Below are 16726 nucleotides of genomic sequence, written 5' to 3'. Positions count from 1 at the left end.
TGACCCGCCGGAGGCCCACCCGGGGGCGCGTGCATCTTGCGGGCGCCTTCGCAGGTGAACAGTGGGTGAACTGCCAGGGGATCCGGGAGCCTTCCGCGCCTGCCGCCGATGCCGACCTCCGCCCCGGATGGCTCGAATACGCCGCTCTGCTTCAGGGGTTGAGGTGTTGCTACGAAAACTTTCGGCCAAACTCGCCGGTGACATACCGTGTCCGTCCCACCGCGCATAGTGTGTGGGCGCCGCGTCGCCACACCCGGGGCACAGGGCCCTGCTGGGACTCGCACGCGGCGGAGGATCACTCCTTGACCACAGCACCCGTGCTGATGGCCGACGTCTTCCAGGTCCAGCCCTACACCCCGCACTGCCGGGTCATCCACGACGAGGGCGCCCACGCCGTCATCGGTGTGTCCCCCGGCAACAGCTACTTCTCCGCCGGGCGGCTGCACGACCTCGCCCGCTGGGGACTGGCCCGGTTCGAACGCGTCGACTTCGTCTACACCGACCTCCACGTCGCCGAGATGTACGAAGCCTGCGGCTACACCCCCGAGGACGCCCGCCGCAAGGCGGTGAAGAACCTGCGGGGCGTGCGCGCCAAGGTGCGGGACGCGGTGACGGCGGCCGACCCGGACGGCATACGGCTGCGCTGGCAGCCCATGTCGGCGTTCCGGGCCAACGACGCCTACCGCGACCTGCACCGGCAGCTCGTCCACCGCCTCGGCACCGACGACGACTTCCTCGCCGTGTGCGACGCGCTCGTCAGCCGCTTCCTCACCGCCCGCGGCGAGACGGCGGACGAACGGCAGCGCGCCGTGTGCCTGCGGTACGTCTGCGCGGAGGCCCCGCTCTTCCTCGACACCCCGGCGATCCTCGGCGTGCCGTCCTCGCTGAACTGCTACCACCAGCTGCTGCCCATGGCCGAACTGCTCTACGCGCGCGGCGCCGGACTGCGCGCCTCCCGCAACCAGGGCCACGCCGTCGTCACCCCGGCCGCCGCCGACCCGGCCGGAACCCGCACCGCCGAAGGAGCCGCCGCGTGACCACCAGCGTCCAGACCCCGCATCTGCTCGACTTCCCCTTCTCCTGGGACGGCACCCGCATCCCCGAGGAGGTCGCCGCGCTGCGCGAGACGACCCCGGTGACCCGGGTGCGCACCATCGCCGGCGACGAGGCCTGGCTGGTGTCGTCCTACCGGCTGTGCCGGCAGGTCCTCACCGACGGCCGGTTCTCCCTGAAGGACACCTCCGCCCCCGGCGCGCCCCGGCAGTACGCCCTGACGATCCCGCCCGAGGTCGTGAACAACATGGGCAACATCACCGGCGCCGGACTGCGCCGCGCGGTGATGAAGGCGCTCAACCCCAAGGCGCCCGGGCTGGAGGAGTGGATGCGCCGCGAGGCCCATCGCCTGGTCGACGCCCTGGAGGCCGAGGGGCCGACCGCCGACCTGCGCGGCGCGTTCTGCGAGCCGTACTCCGCCGGGATGCACTGCCGCATCCTCGGCGTCCCGCAGACCGAGGCCCCCGCGTTCCTGCGCAGCCTCGACATCGCGTTCATGAACTCCCCGTGCCCGGTCACCGGCGCGAAGATCAACTGGGACCGGGACATCGCCCGGATGACCCGCCTGCTCGACGACCCGGCGACCGGCGGGCTGATGGCGGAGCTGGCGGCCCTGCGGGACGACCCGGACCACGCGCACCTGACCGACGAACTGCTCGCCACCGTCGGCGTCACCCTGTTCGGCGCCGGAGTCGTCTCCACCTCCGGCTTCCTCGCCATGGCACTGGTCCATCTGCTCACCCACCCCGAGCTGTGGACCCTGCTGCGCGAGCGGCCCGAACTGACCGGCGCGGCCGTCGAGGAGCTGCTGCGGGTCAACCTCTCCATCGGGGACGCGCTGCCGCGCATCGCCCTGGAGGACGTCGTCGTCGGCGACGTGCGGGTCCGCGCGGGCGAACTGGTGCTGGTGCTCGTCGAAGGCGCCAACTTCGATCCCGAACGCTTCCCCGACCCGCACGTCTTCGACGTCGGGCGTGCCAACGCCGCCGACCATCTCTCCTTCGGCGGCGGCTCCCACTACTGCCCCGCCACCGCGCTCGGCCGCCGGCACGCCCAGATCGCCCTGGAGGTGCTCACCGCGCGGCTGCCGCGGCTGGCGCTCGCCGTGCCGGCGGCGCAACTGGTGTGGCGGACGGGGTTCATGAAGCGCATTCCGGAGCGGCTGCCCGTTGCCTGGTAGCCGAGCGCCGGCCGGCCCCGGACGCGGGGCGGCCGGCCCGCCGCAGGGCACCCGGCACCGGCATTGTGGTGCCGGTCACACAGAGCCTAGGGTTGTCCTGCCCGGAGGAGTCGCCCCCAGTCGCGGCCGAACGGCGGTGCGCGGCGGGGTCGCATCCGGGCGAGGGAAGTGATCTCCCTTGGCCGTCGCCTGGGACGACATCGGCGGACTCTTCCACGCGCACGAACGGTTCCTGGCCGGGGCGCGGGTGGACGCGCACGTGCGCGGCCCGGTGCTGGAGTCGTGGAAGCGCTGCCGGTCGGCCGGGCTCGAACCGCACCAGCTGCTCATCTCCTACACCCCGGACCTGAGCCTGGACGAACGGTTCCTGCTCGCGGCCGATCCGGTGCTGCGCCACCTCGTCGCCTCGCTCGCCGAGGCGGACACCACCGTCGTGCTGTGCGACGCGCACGGCCGCATCGTCCAGCGGCTCGGCGGCGACCGGCGGCTGCGCGACCGGCTCGACGAGGTGCGGTTCGCGCCGGGCTTCGACGCCTCCGAGCCGGCCGCGGGCACCAACGGCGTCGGGACGGCGCTCGCCGGGCGCGGCCCGTTCTACGTCGCAGGGCGCGAGCACTTCGCCGACTGCCTCCAGCCGTTCGCCTGCGCGGGGGCGCCCGTGCGCGACCCCCTCAGCGGGCGCGTCGAGGCCGTCCTCGACCTCACCTGCCTGCGCGGCGACGGCGACCCCGCGATGCTGCGGCTGGTCAGGGAGGCCGTGCGGGCCATCGAGGCACGGCTGCTGGAGCTGGCCACCGCGCGGGAGCGGGCCCTGCTCGCCGCCTACCGGAGCGCCGGGCGCCCCGGCCTCGACGGCGACGGCCCGCACGCGCCAGGACCGCCGGGACCGTCTGGACCGCCGGGGTCCGCCGACGGTGCCGGCCTCGGCGCGGGCGACATGGCCCTGCTGCGGGAGAAGGCCGAGGAACTGATCGCCGACCCGCACCGCACCCTCGACCAGGTGCTGCTGTCCGGCGGCCGGATCGCCACGCTGCTGCGCCGCGAGGTCACCGGGGCGGCGGGGGAGACCGGCGCGGTCGTCGAGGCCCGGGTCCACGGCGGACCCCGGCTGCGGCCCCTCGCCGCCGCCCCCGAGCCGGACGCCGTACGCCCGCCTAGCGCCGTACCGCCGACGACCGCCCCGCCTGCGACCGCCGCACCGGCGCCTGCGGCCCCACCGACCACCGCCGTACCGCCGACCACCGCGCCCGACGGGGCGGTACGGCCACCCCTGCCGGGTGCGGGCGCAGGCCCCCGGCCGCCTGACGGGGAGCGCCCGGCAGGGGCGACGGTGACCGAGGGACAGCCGGCGGGAACGGGGGACGAGGCACGGGCGGCCGGGACGGGGAACGAGGCACGGGCGGCCGGGACCACGAAGGAATCTCGGGCGGCCGACGTCTCCGAGGCGGCCGCGCCCGCGGCGGCGGCCCCCCGCACCTCCGCCACCCCCTCCGAACTCCGCGCCGTCAACGCCGCGCAGGGTGCCGAGCGGGCCGCCGCCGTCGTGGCCGAGGCCCGGGGCGCCGCCGACGCGCACGCCCACATCTGGCCACTGCTCGTCGGCGAGCCCGGCGTCGGGCGGCTGGCCGTGCTCGCCCGCCGCCGGCTGGAGCTGCTGCACGAGGCCGGCAACCGGATCGGCAGCACCCTCGACGTCACCCGCACCGCCCGCGAACTGGCCGAGGTCACCGTCCCCGGCTTCGCCGACGTCACCGTCGTCGACCTGCCCGACGCCGTGCTGCGCGGCGACGAGCCGGAGCCGTTCGACGCGGACACCGAGCTGCGCCGGGTGGCCGTGCACGCCGTCGGCGACAAACCGCTGCCGCACGGGGTCGGCGCCACCGTCCGGTACGCGCAGGGCTCTCCGCAGGCGCGCTGCCTGGAGGACCGGCAGGGCGTGCTGGAACCCGTCCTCGCCGGCCGGGGGCCGGAGCCGGGCGGGCACTCGCTGATCACGGTGCCGCTGCGGGCCCGTGGCGCGACCCTCGGCGTGGTCGCCTTCCACCGGTGCGAGCGGCCGGAGCCGTTCGAGGACGACGACCTCTCCCTCGCCCAGGAGCTGGCCGCCCGGGCCGCGATCTGCGTCGACAACGCCCGCCGCTTCACCCGCGAGCACACCACCGCGCTCACCCTGCAGCGCAGCCTGCTGCCGCGCGGCCGCCCCGACCAGAGCGCCGTCGAGGCCGCCTACCGCTATCTGCCCGCGCAGGCCGGCGTCGGCGGCGACTGGTTCGACGTCATCCCGCTCTCCGGCGCACGCGTCGCCCTCGTCGTCGGCGACGTCGTCGGGCACGGTCTGCACGCCGCCGCCACCATGGGCCGGCTGCGCACCGCCGTGCACAACTTCTGCGCCCTCGACCTGTCGCCCGAGGACCTGCTCACCCACCTCGACGACCTCGTCGTCCGGCTCGACCACGGCGAGGGCTGGGCCGCCGAGAACGCCCCCGACTCCGGGATCGTCGGCGCCACCTGCCTGTTCGCCGTCTACGATCCGGTGTCCCGGCGCTGCACCCTCACCCGCGCCGGGCACCCCCTGCCCGCGGTGGCCGGTCCCGACGGCACGGTCGAGTTCGTCGACCTGCCCTCCGGGCCGCCCCTCGGGCTCGGGGGCATGCCGTTCGAGACCACCGAGCTGGAGCTGGCCGAGGGCAGCAGCCTCGTGCTGTACACCGACGGACTGATCGAGGACCGCAACCGCGACATCGACGCCGGCCTGGAGCGACTGCGCCGCGTCCTGGCACGTCCCGGCAGGGCGCCGGAGGAGATCTGCGAGGCGGTGCTGGACGCGATGCTGCCCAGCAGGCCCAGCGACGACGTGGCCCTCCTCGTCGCCCGCACCCGGGTCCTCGGCCCCGACCAGGTCGCCGAATGGGACCTGCCCGCCGATCCCGCCGTCGTCTCCCGGGCCCGCACCGCGGCCACCGGCCGGCTCGCCGCCTGGGGCCTGGACGACCTCGCGTTCACCACCGAACTCGTGGTCAGCGAACTCGTCACCAACGCGATCCGGCACGCCGCCGGTCCCGTCCGGCTGCGGCTGCTCCGCGACCGCGCGCTGATCTGCGAGGTCTCCGACGGCGCCGCCACCTCACCGCGGCTGCGCCGCGCCCGCAACGAGGACGAGGGCGGCCGGGGCCTGTTCCTCGTCGCCCGGCTCACCGACCGCTGGGGCACCCGCCACACGGCGGAGGGAAAGATCATCTGGACGGAACAGCGCCTGCCGTCCCGCTGAGCCCCGCGCCGGTATCAGGGAGAGCAGCGCGGCGCGGGGCGCTCAGGCGGGCCGGTGCAGGGATGAGGGGAGCCGCGGGACGATCAGGCGAGCGGACGCAGGGATGACGGGGAGCCGCGGGGCGCTCACGCGGGCCGGTGCGGCCGGCGCATCATCTCGTCCAGCGACGTCGTCTCGTCCCGGTCGCGTACGCGGGCCGCCCGGTGCCGGTGGTGGAGCGCGCCGCCGCGCATCATCGCCAGCGCCAGACAGGCGATCAGCGCCAGCGCCAGGCCCGAGCTGAACAGCGCCAGCCCGTTCATCGTGGCGATGTGGTGCCCGAGCACGGACACGGAGTACTGCGGTCCGCCGTCCATGTTCCCGGCGATCGCCAGCACGGTGAACGCGACCGTGGCCGCGAGCAGGAGAAGTCCGAGCAGCAGCATGCGAGTCATCTCCCGGAAGGAGGGGGTGCACCCTCGCGGGTACCCCCTGCCGACGACGCGTACCGCACCTACCCTGGAGGGGTGGCTCGTTCCAACGACGAGGTCGCCGCGCTGTTCCAGGAGTACGCGGACCTGATCTCGATCACCGGGGGAGACGCGTTCCGGGCACGTGTCTACGAGAAGGCTGCCCGCGCGATCGGCGGCCACCACGCCGACGTGGCGGGCCTGGACGGCAAGGGGCTCCAGGAGATCCCCAACGTCGGCCGGTCCATCGCCGAGAAGATCACCGAGTACTTCCGCACCGGTTCCGTCTCCGCCGTGGAGGAACTGCGCGCCCGCATCCCGGCCGGCGTGCGGCGGCTGACCGCGATCCCCACCCTCGGCCCGAAGAAGGCCCTGGTGCTCTACGAGGAACTGGGCATCTCCTCCGTCGAGGAGCTCACCGACGCGATCCACGGTGAACGCCTGCGCGATCTGAAGGGCTTCGGCCCGAAGACCGAGCAGAACATCCTGCACGGCATCGAACTGCTGCGGTCCGCCGGCGACCGCGTCCTGCTCGACGTCGCCCTCGACCTCGCCGACGACGTCGTGGCCGCCCTCTCCGGGACGACCGGCTGCCGCCGCTGCGGCTACGCCGGCTCGCTGCGCCGGGTCAAGGAGACCGTCGGCGACCTCGACGTGCTCGCCGCCGCCGAGGACTCCGGCCCGCTGATGAAGGCGTTCACCGAGCTGCCCTACGTCGCCGAGGTCGTCGCCCGGGGCACCACCAAGACCTCCGTCCGCACCACCCGGGGGCTCGCCGTCGACCTGCGGGTGGTGCCGCCCGACTCCTGGGGCGCGGCCCTGCAGTACTTCACCGGCTCCAAGGCGCACAACATCCGCACCCGCGAACGGGCCGTGCACCACAAGCTCAAGCTGTCCGAGTACGGGCTGTTCGACGCCGAGAGCGGAGAGAAGATCGTCTCGGAGACCGAGGAGGACGTCTACGCCCGGCTCGGCCTGCCCTGGATCCCGCCGACCCTGCGCGAGGACCGCGGCGAGATCGAGGCCGGGCTGCGCGGCGAACTGCCCGACCTGGTCACCGAGGCCGACCTGCGGGGCGACCTGCACACCCACACCGACCTCACCGACGGGCTCGCCCCGCTGGAGGAGATGGTGGCCGCGGCCGCCGCCCGCGGCTACGCCTACTACGCGATCACCGACCACGGCCCCGACATGGCGATGCAGCGCATGACGGACGAGCGGATGCTCGCCCAGCGCGAACGGGTCCGGGAACTCGACGGGGCGTTCGGCGCGGGCCGCGGCATGCGGCTGCTGCACGGCGCCGAGCTGAACATCGGACCCGACGGCGAGGTGGACTGGCCCGCGGACTTCCTGGCCGGATTCGACCTGTGCGTGGCCTCCGTGCACTCGCACTTCACCCAGGACCGCGCCACCATGACGCGGCGGCTCGTGCGGGCCTGCGAGAACCCGTACGTCGACATCATCGGCCACCCCACCACCCGTCTCATCGGCAAGCGTCCCGGCGTCGACGCCGACCTCGACGCGGTCTTCGCCGCCTGCGCCCGCACCGGCACCGCGCTGGAGATCAACGCCCACCCCGACCGGCTCGACCTGCGCGACGAGGACATCGCCCGGGCCAAGCGGCACGGCGTGAAGTTCGCCGTGAACAGCGACGCCCACTCCACCCTGCACCTGGCCAACATGCGCTACGGCATCGGCACGGCCCAGCGCGGCTGGCTCACCGAGGAGGACGTCATCAACACCTGGCCACCGGCCCGGCTGCGGCGGTTCCTGCGGCAGGGCCGGCCACGACGCTGACCCGGCGTGTGCGCACACCGGGCGCCGGGTACCCGGCCGCCGTCCCGGCCGCACGCCGCAGCCCGGCGAAGGCGGGAAGGGAGACGCAGAGCGCATGGAGTTTCGTGACCGCACCCAGGCCGGCCGGGAACTGGCCGAGCAGCTGCGTGTCCGGCAGGACAAAGGCGCCCTGCCCCACCCCCTCGTCCTCGCCCTGCCCCGCGGCGGCGTCCCCGTGGCCCGCGAGGTGGCCCGCGCGCTGGACGCCCCGCTCGACGTGCTCGTCGCCCGCAAGATCGGCGCGCCCTTCCAGGAGGAACTCGGCGTGGGGGCGCTCGCCGGCGACGACCCTCCGCTGTTCGACGAGTGGGCGCTGCGGCGGATGGGCCTCAGCCACGACGACCTGGCCGCCACCGTGGAACGCGAACGCGCCGAACTGCGCCGCCGCGAACGCCTCTACCGGCGCGGCCGCCCCGCCCTCGACCTGGCCGGGCACACCGTGATCCTCGTCGACGACGGGCTCGCCACCGGCGCCACCGCGCGGGCCGCCGTGCGCTGGGCCCGCCGGCAGCGCCCCGAGCGGGTCGTCCTGGCCGTGCCCGTGGCCGCCCCCGAGTCCGCCGACCTGCTCTCCCGCGAGGCCGACGAGGTGGTGTGCCTGCACCGGCCGGCCGACTTCCGTGCCGTCGGCCTGTGGTACGAGGACTTCGAGCAGCTCAGCGACGACGACGTGCTCGACGCGCTGCGGGAGGGACGGGCATGACCGCCGCCCCGCCGCCCCGCACGGTGCTCGTCGGGGTGGACGACACCTCCGAGGCCTGGCTCGCCGCCGACTGGGCCGCCACCGAGGCACGTCTGCGCGGCACCGGGCTGCGCCTGCTGCACGCCGTCGGCCCGGGCAGCCCGGCGGGCGACGGCGCCGACGCGCGCGTCCTGGACGCGGCCGCCTCCGTCCTCGACGACGCCGTGGCCCGGATCGCCGCCGCGCATCCCGGCGTGCCCCTGGAGACCGCACTCGCCCACGAACAGCCCGCCGAGGCGCTCATCGACGCCGCCCGGGACGCCGGCCTGGTCGTCGTCGGCACCCGCGGCCGCGGCGGCTTCTCCGGGCTGCTGCTGGGCTCGGTGAGCCTGCGCACCGCCGCGCACGCGGACCGGCCCGTCGTCGTGGCGCGCGGCCACACCGAGAAGGCCGCGCACGGCGTCGTCGTCGGCGTCCGCGACGAACGGGACGCGGACGCCGTACGGTTCGCGCTCGCCGAGGCCCGGCTGCGCGGGGTGGGCGTGCGGATCCTGCACGCCTGGGTGCCGCACGGCCGGGTCGGCCGGACGGTGCCCGACACCGGCCAGGTGGACGACGAGGAACGCGTCCACGCCCGCCTGCTGGAGCACGCGGCCCGGCCGATCGCCGAGTATCCGCAGGTCCAGATCGACACCGAGCTGGTCATCGGCGCCCCGGCGGCCGCCCTCGTGGACGCCTCCGCGCGGGCCGGCCTGGTCGTCGTCGCCCGGCAGGCGCCCGCCGGACGGTTCGCGCTGCGCCTGGGCAGCGTGGTGCACGCGGTGCTGCACCACGCCGAGTGCCCGGTCGCCGTGCTGCCCACGGCGGCGCCGCCCGAGGAGACGTGAGGTGCCGGCGCTCGACGAGGAGGAGGCCCGGCGGCGGTTCGCCGGCGCCCGCGTCGCCCGGCTCGCCACCGTGGACACCGGCGGCCGGCCGCACCTGGTGCCCGTCGTGTTCGCCGCCGACGGCGACCGGGTCGTCACGGCCGTCGACCACAAGCCCAAGGACACGCTGCGGCTCAAACGGCTGCGCAACATCGCCGCCCACCCGGCGGTCAGCCTGCTCGCCGACGTCTACGACGAGGACTGGGACCGCCTGTGGTGGGTGCGCGCCGACGGCACCGCCCGCGTCCTGCCGCCCGGCGCGGGCGACCCGGCGGTGCGCGAGGAACACGCGGCCGGCATCGCCCTCCTGCGGGACAAGTACGCCCAGTACGCGGCCCGTCCGCCGCACGGGCCGGTCGTCGTGGTCACCGTGGCCGCCTGGACCGGCTGGCGCGCCGCCCCCTGAAACCCCCGGAACCCGGCGGGGCGCTCAGGTGTCGAGGGTCACCGAGCACGACCACCCGTACGGCCCCGGCGCGAGGTGCAGCCGGTGCCAGGACACCTCCGGCGGGAGTGCCCCGGGGGTCGCCACGTCCGCGAGTTCGGCCAGGGCGAGGCGTACGTCCAGCTCGTCGTCCTCCGCGTCCGCCTCCACGTCCACCGGCACCCGGCCGTACACCTCCATCCGGTACGCGACCTCCTCCAGCAGCGCCGCCAGCAGGTCGTCGTCACCCGTGCCGGCCACCCGCAGCCGCTCCACCGCCGTGGGCCGCACCCGCGACACGTCCGCGAAGCACTCCACCATCCCGAGGACCGCCTGCGCCAGGCAGTCCTCCCGGCTCGCACCCCACGCCTCGATCCGCACGTCGGCGAGGTGCGCCACCCTGCGGTGACCGCACGCCCCCTGCCCGCGCGTCAGCCCGTCGTCACCCGTCTCCCCGGCCATGCACCCCGGGTGCCCCGCTCGTCGGCCCGGCACACGGACCGACCGGGGCGAACGTGCGCCCGCCCCGGGCCGGTTCCGGTCCGAAGGCGATCACAGAAGCGGTGCCTGCGGCCCGTTCGGGCTCTGCCCGCGGCGCTCGACGACCTCCCGGGCGATCGCGGCGACCTCCGCCTCCGGCAGCCGCCGGTAGCCGTCCTCGGTGACCAGCGCGACCAGCGGGAACAGCCGCCGGGTCAGGTCCGGGCCGCCGGTCGCGGAGTCGTCGTCGGCGGCGTCGTACAGCGCCTGCACGGCCGCCGTGACGATGTCCGTCTCCGCCATGCCCTCCCGGTACAGCTTCTTCAGCGCGCCCCGCGCGTACACCGAGCCGGAGCCGGTCGCGGTGAAGCCCCGCTCCTCGGTACGCCCGCCGGTGACGTCGTAGCCGAAGATGCGGCCCACGCCGCGGTCCAGGTCGTAGCCCGCGAAGATCGGAACCACGGCCAGGCCCTGCATGGCCATCCCGAGGTTGCCGCGCACCATCGTGGTCAGCCGGTTCGCCTTGCCGACCAGGGAGAGCGGCGTGCCCTCGATCTTCTCGTAGTGCTCCAGCTCCAGCTGGAACAGCCGGACCAGCTCCACCGCCAGGCCCGCCGTGCCGGCGAAGGCGACCGCCGAGTGCTCGTCCGCCGGGAAGACCTTCTCGTACTCGCGGTGCGCGATGACGTTGCCCATCGTCACCCGGCGGTCGCCCGCGACGAGCACGCCGTCGGCGTAGGTGGCGGCGACGATCGTCGTGCCGTGCGGGGCCTCGAAGCCGTCCCGCGCCACCGGCAGTTCGCGTCTGCCGGGCAGCAGGTCGGGTGCCTGCGCGGCGAGGAAGTCCACGAAGGACGAGGTCTCGGCGGCGATGAAGGAGGGCGGCAGTCCGCCGTCGGTGCTCGGGTGGGCGCTCATGGCGTTCCTTCCTGTCGCGTGCCGGACGGGCGGAGGGCGATGCCCCCGTGTGCGTCGCACCCTACCCGGCGCGCGGGGCGGACATGCCGCGCCGCCCGGTGAGGCCGGGGGACTCCACCCGGGACACTGCGGGGATGGTGGCGGCGAGACAGGTGGGTCAGGGCCGCAGGGCCAGGCACTGATAGCCGTTCAGGTCCTCGGTGTCGACGCGGGACCAGTCGGCGGTGAGGAGTTCGGCGTCGGCGGGGGTGAGCTCCCACGGATGCGGCGCGCCCCGGGACGGGTCGTTGATCGAGGTGCCGACCCAGAAGACGCCGCCCGGCGCGAGGAGGGCGCGGACCCGGGCGAGGAAGGCCGGCTTGTCGGGGATCCAGCGGAAGACCAGACGGCAGGTGATCAGCGCGTACGCCGGATCCGGCAGACCGGTCAGGTCGTGGGTGGTGAAGTCCAGCTCGCGCACGTCCAGTTCGGGGTGGCGCCGGCGGGCCGCCGCGACCGCGGTGGGTGCGCAGTCGACGGCCGTGACCCGGTAGCCGAGCCGGTGCACCCGGGCCGCCAGCTCGCCCGGGCCGCAGCCGATGTCCAGGGCCGGCCGTCCCGCCCCGAGGCCGGCCTGCCGGCGCAGCGTCCGCACCTCGTGGTCGTCGATCGTGCGGTAGCGGCGGCCCGACTGCCACACCGGCTCCCAGTGGTCCGCCGGCATCGACGCGGTCCCGTCCGTCATGTGCGCAGCTCCCTTCCGTTGGCCGGGTTCCCGGTCCAGGCCGTCAGCCGAGGGCCCGGTCCAGGTTGAACGCCGCGCTGATCAGCGCGAGGTGCGTGAACGCCTGCGGGAAGTTGCCCTGCTGCTCACCGGTCTGGCCGATCTCCTCGGCGTACAGGCCCAGGTGGTTGGCGTAGGTCAGCATCTTCTCGAAGGCGAGGCGGGCCTCGTCCAGCCGGCCGGCGTGCACCAGCGCCTCGACGTACCAGAAGGAGCAGATCGAGAAGGTGCCCTCCTCGCCGCGCAGCCCGTCCGGGCTGGCCTGCGGGTCGTAGCGGTAGACCAGGGAGTCGGAGACCAGGTCCCGGGTGAGGGCGTCCAGCGTGGACAGCCACTTGGGGTCGGTCGGCGCGATGAACTTGCTCAGCGGCATCATCAGCACCGCCGCGTCCAGCACGTCACCGTCCTCGTGCTGCACGAACGCCCCGCGCGCCGCGGACCAGCCGCGGTCCATGATCCGGCGGTAGATGGTGTCCCGGGACGCGCGCCAGTGGTTGAGGTCGGCGGGCAGCCCGCGCCGGTGCGCCATGCGGATGGCCCGCTCGATCGCCACCCAGCACATCAGCCGCGAGTACAGGAAGCTGCGGCGGCCGCCGCGCGTCTCCCAGATCCCCTCGTCGGGCTGGTCCCAGTGCGCGCACACCCAGTCGACCAGCGCGCACACGTCGTCCCACTGGTCGCTGGAGATCGGCTTGGCCCACTTGTCGTAGAGGTAGATCGAGTCGATCAGCGCCCCGTAGATGTCGAGCTGGAGCTGGTCGGCCGCGGCGTTGCCGACCCGGACCGGGGCCGAGCCGAAGTGACCCTCCAGATGGGTGAGTTCGCGCTCGGGGAGGTCGGTGCGGCCGTCGATGCCGTACATGATCTGCAACGGTCCGGCGCTCTTGCGGTCGCCGGGGCTGATGTGCCGGGTGACGAAGTCCATGAACGCCTCGGCCTCCTCGCTGAAGCCGAGCCGCAGCAGCGCGTACACGCAGAACGCGGCGTCGCGCACCCACACATAGCGGTAGTCCCAGTTGCGCTCGCCGCCGAGCCGCTCGGGCAGGCTGGTGGTCGGCGCGGCCACGATCGCCCCGGTCGGCGCGTAGGTGAGCAGCTTCAGGGTGAGCGCCGAGCGGTGCACCATCTCGCGCCAGCGCCCGCGGTAGCGGGAGGAGGACAGCCAGCGGCGCCAGTACGCCACCGTCGCCGCGAACTGCTCCTCGGCCTCCCGGCTCGCGCACCGGCGCGGCGCCACCTCACCGCCGACCTCGTCCAGCGCGAACACCGCCGACTCGCCCTCGGCCAGCTTGAACTCGCTGCGCACGTCCTCGCCGTCCGCCGCCAGCGGGGCGGTCGAGGTCAGGGCGAGGGAGAGCCCGTCGGAGGCGAACAGGGCGGTGTCGCCGGTCAGCCGCAGGGTGTGCGGGCGGGCGCCGTAGTCGAAGCGCGGGGCCACCCGGGCGCGGAACGGCACGGTGCCGCGCACGCACAGCACCCGCCGGATCAGCCGGTGCCGCGCGGTCTCCACCCGCCCGGTGCCCACCGGCATGAAGTCCTGCACCTCGCCGACGCCGTCCTCGGTGAAGAAGCGGGTGATCAGGACGTTGGTGTCGGGGAAGTAGAACTGCTTGGTGCGCGCCGCGCCGGTCGCCGCCAGCTCGAAGCAGCCGCCGCGTTCGGCGTCCAGGATCGCGGCGAAGACGCTCGGCGCGTCGAAGGAGGGGCAGCAGTACCAGTCGATGGTGCCGTCCGTCCCGACGAGGGCGACGCTGCGCAGATCGCCGATCAGCCCGTGGTCGGCGACCGGCAGGTATCCGCGGCCCGGTCGCACGCCGTCGTCCGCTGCCTCGGCCATCACAGCCTCCCTGGCCCCGCCCGCGGGGCGGCTTCCAGCTTAGGGGCGACGGGCCGGGGCGGCGCCCCGAGGAGCGGCGGGGGGGCGGCCCGGGCCGACGGGCGCCGGGCCGCCGCGGTGTCACACCGTGACGACCTCGATGCCGGCCTCCTCCAGCCGCCGCACCTGCTCCGGGTCCGCCGCCGAGTCCGTCACCAGCGTGTTCACCGCCTCGGCGGCGCAGATACGGGCGAAGGCGCGGCGGCCCAGCTTGCTGGAGTCGGCGGCGACGACCACGCGTTCGGCGCGCTCGCACAGCAGCCGGTTGATCGCGGCCTCCGCCTCGTCGTGGGCGGCGGCCCCGTGCGCGGCGTCGAAGGAGACCACGCCGAGCACGGCGACGTCCAGGGTGATCTGGCCGAGCACCCCGTCCGCGAGCGGCCCGATGAGCTCGTACGACTGGGCCCGCGCCACCCCGCCCGTCACCACGATCTTGAACTGGGGCCGCACCGCCAGCTCGTTGGCGATGTTGAGCGCGTTGGTGACGACGGTGAGCGCGGGGGAGCCGGAGGCCAGGTCGGGGCGCACGGCGAGCGCGCGGGCCACCTCGGTGGTGGTGGTGCCGCCGGTCAGCCCGACGGCCTCGCCGGGCGCGATCAGCTCGGCCACCGCGGTGGCGATGCGCTGTTTCTCCGAGGCGCGGCGGGCCGTCTTGTAGCGCAGCGGCAGTTCGTACGACACGCCGTGCACCACCGCGCCGCCCCGGGTGCGCACCAGCATCTGCTGCTCGGCCAGCTGGTCGAAGTCGCGGCGGATCGTCGCGGCCGACACCTGCAGCTCGGCGGCGGCCTCCTCGACGTCCAGCCGGCCGCGCTCGACGAGCAGTTCCAGCAGGGCCTTCCAGCGGGCGTCGCGCGACATCCGCACCTCCGTCTTCCTCCGTGTCGGCTCACCGGTGACCCTAGCGCACCCCCTCTGACGTCAAATGCTTGAAGTTGCTCGAAAGCTCGCTATATCTTGCATAAACAAACAGACGCCGGGAGGGGTGGTCACCATGACCCATGTCGAGGACGAACTGAACAGCCAGCCGGAGTGCTGGACCCGCGCCGCCGAGGAGGCCGCCGCGCACACGGCGGCCCTGCCCGCACCGGGGGAGCGGGTCGCGGTCGTCGGCTGCGGCACCTCCTACTTCATGGCCCAGGCCGTCGCCGGGCTGCGCGAGAGCGCGGGCCAGGGCGAGACCGACGCCTTCGCCGCGTCGGAGTTCCCCCACGGCCGCCGCTACGACCGCGTGGTCGCCCTCACCCGCTCCGGCACCACCACCGAGGTGCTCGACCTCCTCGCCGGCCTGCGCGGCACCACCCGCACCACCGCCGTGACCGCCGACCCCGACACCCCCGTCATGAAGGCCGCCGACGACGTCGTCGTCCTGCCCTACGCCGACGAGCGCTCCGTCGTGCAGACCCGCTTCGCCACCACCGCGCTCACCCTGCTGCGCGCCCACCTCGGCCTGCACACCGACGCCGTCGTCGCCGACGCCCGCACCGCGCTCGCCGCCGAACTGCCCCACGAGCTCGTCGGCTGCCGCCAGTTCACCTTCCTCGGCCGCGGCTGGACGGTCGGCCTGGCCAACGAGGCCGGGCTGAAGATGCGCGAGGCGTCCCTGTCCTGGACCGAGGCCTACCCGGCGATGGAGTACCGGCACGGCCCGATCAGCATCACCACCGAGGGCACCGCCACCTGGATGTTCGGCGAGGCACCCGAAGGACTCGCCGACCAGGTGCGCGCCACCGGCGGACTGTGGGTGGACGGCGGCCTGGACCCCCTCGCCGAACTGGTCCGCGCCCAGCGCCTCGCCGTCGCCGTCGCCGCGGCCCGCGGCCTGAACCCCGACCAGCCCCGCCACCTGACCCGCTCGGTGATCCTCGCCCCCTGAGCCCGCGCGACCCTCCGGAAAGGACAGTCCGTGCCCCTCACGACCACCGGCGAGCTCGTCACCCGCGCCGCCGCCGACCGCTCAGCCGTCGCCGCCTTCAACATCATCACGCTGGAGCACGTCGAGGCGGTCATCGCCGGCGCCGAACAGGCCGGCGCCCCCGTGATCCTCCAGGTCAGCGAGAACGCCGTGAGGTTCCGCTACGGCCGTCTCCTGCCCCTCGCCCGGGCCGCCGTCGCCGCCGCCGAGGACGCCGCCGTCCCCGTCGCCCTGCACCTGGACCACGTCCAGAGCGACGCCCTGCTGCGGCAGGCACCGGCGGCGGGCTTCAGCTCGGTGATGTACGACGCCTCCGCGCTCCCCTACGCCGAGAACCTCGCGGCGACCCGCGCGGCCGCCGACTGGGCCCACGCCCAAGGGCTGTGGATCGAGGCGGAGTTGGGACAGGTCGGCGGCAAGAACGGCCGCCGCCCCCTGGACGCGCACGCCCCCGGCGCCCGCACCGACCCGACGGAGGCGCACGGCTTCGTCGCCGACTCCGGCGTCGACGCGCTCGCCGTCGCCATCGGCAGCGTGCACGCCATGACCACCCGCACCGCCGCTCTCGACCACGACCTGCTCAAACGCCTCGCGCAGGCCCTCGACATCCCCCTCGTGCTGCACGGCTCGTCCGGAGTGCCCGACGACGAACTGCGCACGGCCGTCGCGGGCGGCATCACCAAGGTCAACGTCGGCACCGCCCTCAACGTGGCCATGACCGGCGCGATCCGCGCCTTCCTGGCCGAACACCCCGAGGCGGTCGACTCCCGCAAGTACCTCAGCGTGGGGCGCGAGGCGATGATCCGGGAGGTGGAGCGGCTCATCGGCGTCCTGAGCTGAACGACCCGCCCCCGCCGACGGCGGGAAGGGGACGGGCGAGGGGCGCGGCGAGGGGTGCTCACGCCTGCTGCGGCCGGTGCGGGTGCGGCGTGGCGCTCACGCCGTTGCCCGCGTCC

At 74.8% G+C, this 16726-nt stretch carries 15 protein-coding genes; 9 read left to right on the top strand and 6 right to left on the bottom strand.

Annotation, left to right across the window (positions count from 1 at the left end; translation table 11 throughout):
- The first annotated feature begins 302 nt into the window (after nucleotides 1–302).
- The 3 genes from ACF1AL_RS04565 to ACF1AL_RS04555 all read left to right on the top strand — a co-directional run bounded on the left by ACF1AL_RS04565 (nucleotide 303) and on the right by ACF1AL_RS04555 (nucleotide 5501).
- On the top strand, nucleotides 303–1037 hold the full coding sequence (locus ACF1AL_RS04565; RefSeq protein WP_391778928.1) for a tRNA-dependent cyclodipeptide synthase: 735 nt from the start codon (nucleotides 303–305) through the stop codon (nucleotides 1035–1037).
- Nucleotides 1034–2233 carry a cytochrome P450 gene (locus tag ACF1AL_RS04560; protein ID WP_391778927.1) on the top strand — a complete coding sequence of 400 codons (1200 nt, stop codon included), beginning with the start codon at nucleotides 1034–1036 and terminating at the stop codon, nucleotides 2231–2233. Before ACF1AL_RS04565 ends, ACF1AL_RS04560 begins: the two co-directional genes overlap by 4 nt.
- A 178-nt stretch (nucleotides 2234–2411) precedes the next feature.
- Nucleotides 2412–5501 carry a SpoIIE family protein phosphatase gene (locus ACF1AL_RS04555; RefSeq protein WP_391778926.1) on the top strand — a complete coding sequence of 1030 codons (3090 nt, stop codon included), beginning with the start codon at nucleotides 2412–2414 and terminating at the stop codon, nucleotides 5499–5501.
- Nucleotides 5502–5626: 125 nt separating this feature from the next.
- Here the strand turns inward: ACF1AL_RS04555 and ACF1AL_RS04550 are convergent, their stop codons facing one another.
- The gene (locus ACF1AL_RS04550) at nucleotides 5627–5935 is read right to left on the bottom strand and encodes a hypothetical protein (RefSeq protein ID WP_386419460.1); all 309 of its coding nucleotides are present in this window, start codon (nucleotides 5933–5935) and stop codon (nucleotides 5627–5629) included.
- Between the two features lie 72 nt (nucleotides 5936–6007).
- Here ACF1AL_RS04550 and polX point away from each other — a divergent pair, with 72 nt between their 5' ends.
- The 4 genes from polX (at nucleotide 6008) to ACF1AL_RS04530 (ending at nucleotide 9800) form a co-directional block, all read left to right on the top strand.
- On the top strand, nucleotides 6008–7747 hold the full coding sequence (polX, locus tag ACF1AL_RS04545) for a DNA polymerase/3'-5' exonuclease PolX (protein WP_391778925.1): 1740 nt from the start codon (nucleotides 6008–6010) through the stop codon (nucleotides 7745–7747).
- A 94-nt stretch (nucleotides 7748–7841) separates the two neighbouring features.
- Nucleotides 7842–8489 (top strand): phosphoribosyltransferase family protein, encoded by a 648-nt coding sequence (locus tag ACF1AL_RS04540; RefSeq protein WP_366839960.1) that lies wholly within the window; start codon nucleotides 7842–7844, stop codon nucleotides 8487–8489.
- A complete protein-coding gene (locus ACF1AL_RS04535) occupies nucleotides 8486–9355 on the top strand; it encodes a universal stress protein (protein ID WP_391778924.1) in 870 nt (289 codons plus the stop codon). The genes ACF1AL_RS04540 and ACF1AL_RS04535 overlap by 4 nt, the downstream gene beginning before the upstream one ends.
- A 1-nt stretch (nucleotide 9356) precedes the next feature.
- Nucleotides 9357–9800 carry a TIGR03668 family PPOX class F420-dependent oxidoreductase gene (locus ACF1AL_RS04530; protein ID WP_391696908.1) on the top strand — a complete coding sequence of 148 codons (444 nt, stop codon included), beginning with the start codon at nucleotides 9357–9359 and terminating at the stop codon, nucleotides 9798–9800.
- Between the two features lie 24 nt (nucleotides 9801–9824).
- Here the strand turns inward: ACF1AL_RS04530 and ACF1AL_RS04525 are convergent, their stop codons facing one another.
- The 5 genes from ACF1AL_RS04525 to ACF1AL_RS04505 all read right to left on the bottom strand — a co-directional run bounded on the left by ACF1AL_RS04525 (nucleotide 9825) and on the right by ACF1AL_RS04505 (nucleotide 14716).
- The gene (locus tag ACF1AL_RS04525; protein ID WP_391778923.1) at nucleotides 9825–10280 is read right to left on the bottom strand and encodes an archease; all 456 of its coding nucleotides are present in this window, start codon (nucleotides 10278–10280) and stop codon (nucleotides 9825–9827) included.
- Nucleotides 10281–10370: 90 nt separating this feature from the next.
- The gene (gene prcB / locus ACF1AL_RS04520) at nucleotides 10371–11216 is read right to left on the bottom strand and encodes a proteasome subunit beta (RefSeq protein ID WP_391778922.1); all 846 of its coding nucleotides are present in this window, start codon (nucleotides 11214–11216) and stop codon (nucleotides 10371–10373) included.
- A 157-nt stretch (nucleotides 11217–11373) separates the two neighbouring features.
- Entirely contained in the window at nucleotides 11374–11940 is a 567-nt protein-coding gene (locus ACF1AL_RS04515; RefSeq protein WP_391778921.1) for a class I SAM-dependent methyltransferase, read from the bottom strand.
- Nucleotides 11941–11983: 43 nt separating this feature from the next.
- Nucleotides 11984–13816, bottom strand: a complete 1833-nt coding sequence (locus tag ACF1AL_RS04510; RefSeq protein WP_391778920.1) for a glycoside hydrolase family 15 protein — start codon at nucleotides 13814–13816, stop codon at nucleotides 11984–11986.
- Nucleotides 13817–13936: 120 nt separating this feature from the next.
- Nucleotides 13937–14716: a DeoR/GlpR family DNA-binding transcription regulator gene (locus ACF1AL_RS04505; protein WP_391778919.1), complete on the bottom strand. Its 780-nt coding sequence runs from the start codon at nucleotides 14714–14716 to the stop codon at nucleotides 13937–13939.
- 133 nt (nucleotides 14717–14849) lie between these two features.
- Here ACF1AL_RS04505 and ACF1AL_RS04500 point away from each other — a divergent pair, with 133 nt between their 5' ends.
- Nucleotides 14850–15731, top strand: a complete 882-nt coding sequence (locus ACF1AL_RS04500) for an SIS domain-containing protein (protein ID WP_391778918.1) — start codon at nucleotides 14850–14852, stop codon at nucleotides 15729–15731.
- 30 nt (nucleotides 15732–15761) lie between these two features.
- Nucleotides 15762–16610, top strand: a complete 849-nt coding sequence (locus ACF1AL_RS04495) for a ketose-bisphosphate aldolase (protein ID WP_391778917.1) — start codon at nucleotides 15762–15764, stop codon at nucleotides 16608–16610.
- Nucleotides 16611–16726 lie beyond the last annotated feature (116 nt).

The organism is Streptomyces sp. NPDC014801, assembly GCF_043082085.1.
In the GTDB taxonomy this organism is placed as follows: Bacteria; Actinomycetota; Actinomycetes; order Streptomycetales; family Streptomycetaceae; genus Streptomyces.
This window is presented reverse-complemented; position numbering and strand designations above follow the sequence as displayed.

Excerpts from the sequence above, each read along its gene's own strand:
- prcB (WP_391778922.1), bottom strand. The coding sequence starts at position 11,216 with ATGAGCGCCCACCCGAGCACCGACGGCGGACTGCCGCCCTCCTTCATC.
- ACF1AL_RS04515 (WP_391778921.1), bottom strand. The coding sequence starts at position 11,940 with ATGACGGACGGGACCGCGTCGATGCCGGCGGACCACTGGGAGCCGGTG.
- ACF1AL_RS04550 (WP_386419460.1), bottom strand. The coding sequence starts at position 5,935 with ATGACTCGCATGCTGCTGCTCGGACTTCTCCTGCTCGCGGCCACGGTC.
- ACF1AL_RS04500 (WP_391778918.1), top strand. The coding sequence starts at position 14,850 with ATGACCCATGTCGAGGACGAACTGAACAGCCAGCCGGAGTGCTGGACC.
- ACF1AL_RS04505 (WP_391778919.1), bottom strand. The coding sequence starts at position 14,716 with ATGTCGCGCGACGCCCGCTGGAAGGCCCTGCTGGAACTGCTCGTCGAG.
- ACF1AL_RS04525 (WP_391778923.1), bottom strand. The coding sequence starts at position 10,280 with ATGGCCGGGGAGACGGGTGACGACGGGCTGACGCGCGGGCAGGGGGCG.
- ACF1AL_RS04540 (WP_366839960.1), top strand. The coding sequence starts at position 7,842 with ATGGAGTTTCGTGACCGCACCCAGGCCGGCCGGGAACTGGCCGAGCAG.
- ACF1AL_RS04510 (WP_391778920.1), bottom strand. The coding sequence starts at position 13,816 with ATGGCCGAGGCAGCGGACGACGGCGTGCGACCGGGCCGCGGATACCTG.
- ACF1AL_RS04535 (WP_391778924.1), top strand. The coding sequence starts at position 8,486 with ATGACCGCCGCCCCGCCGCCCCGCACGGTGCTCGTCGGGGTGGACGAC.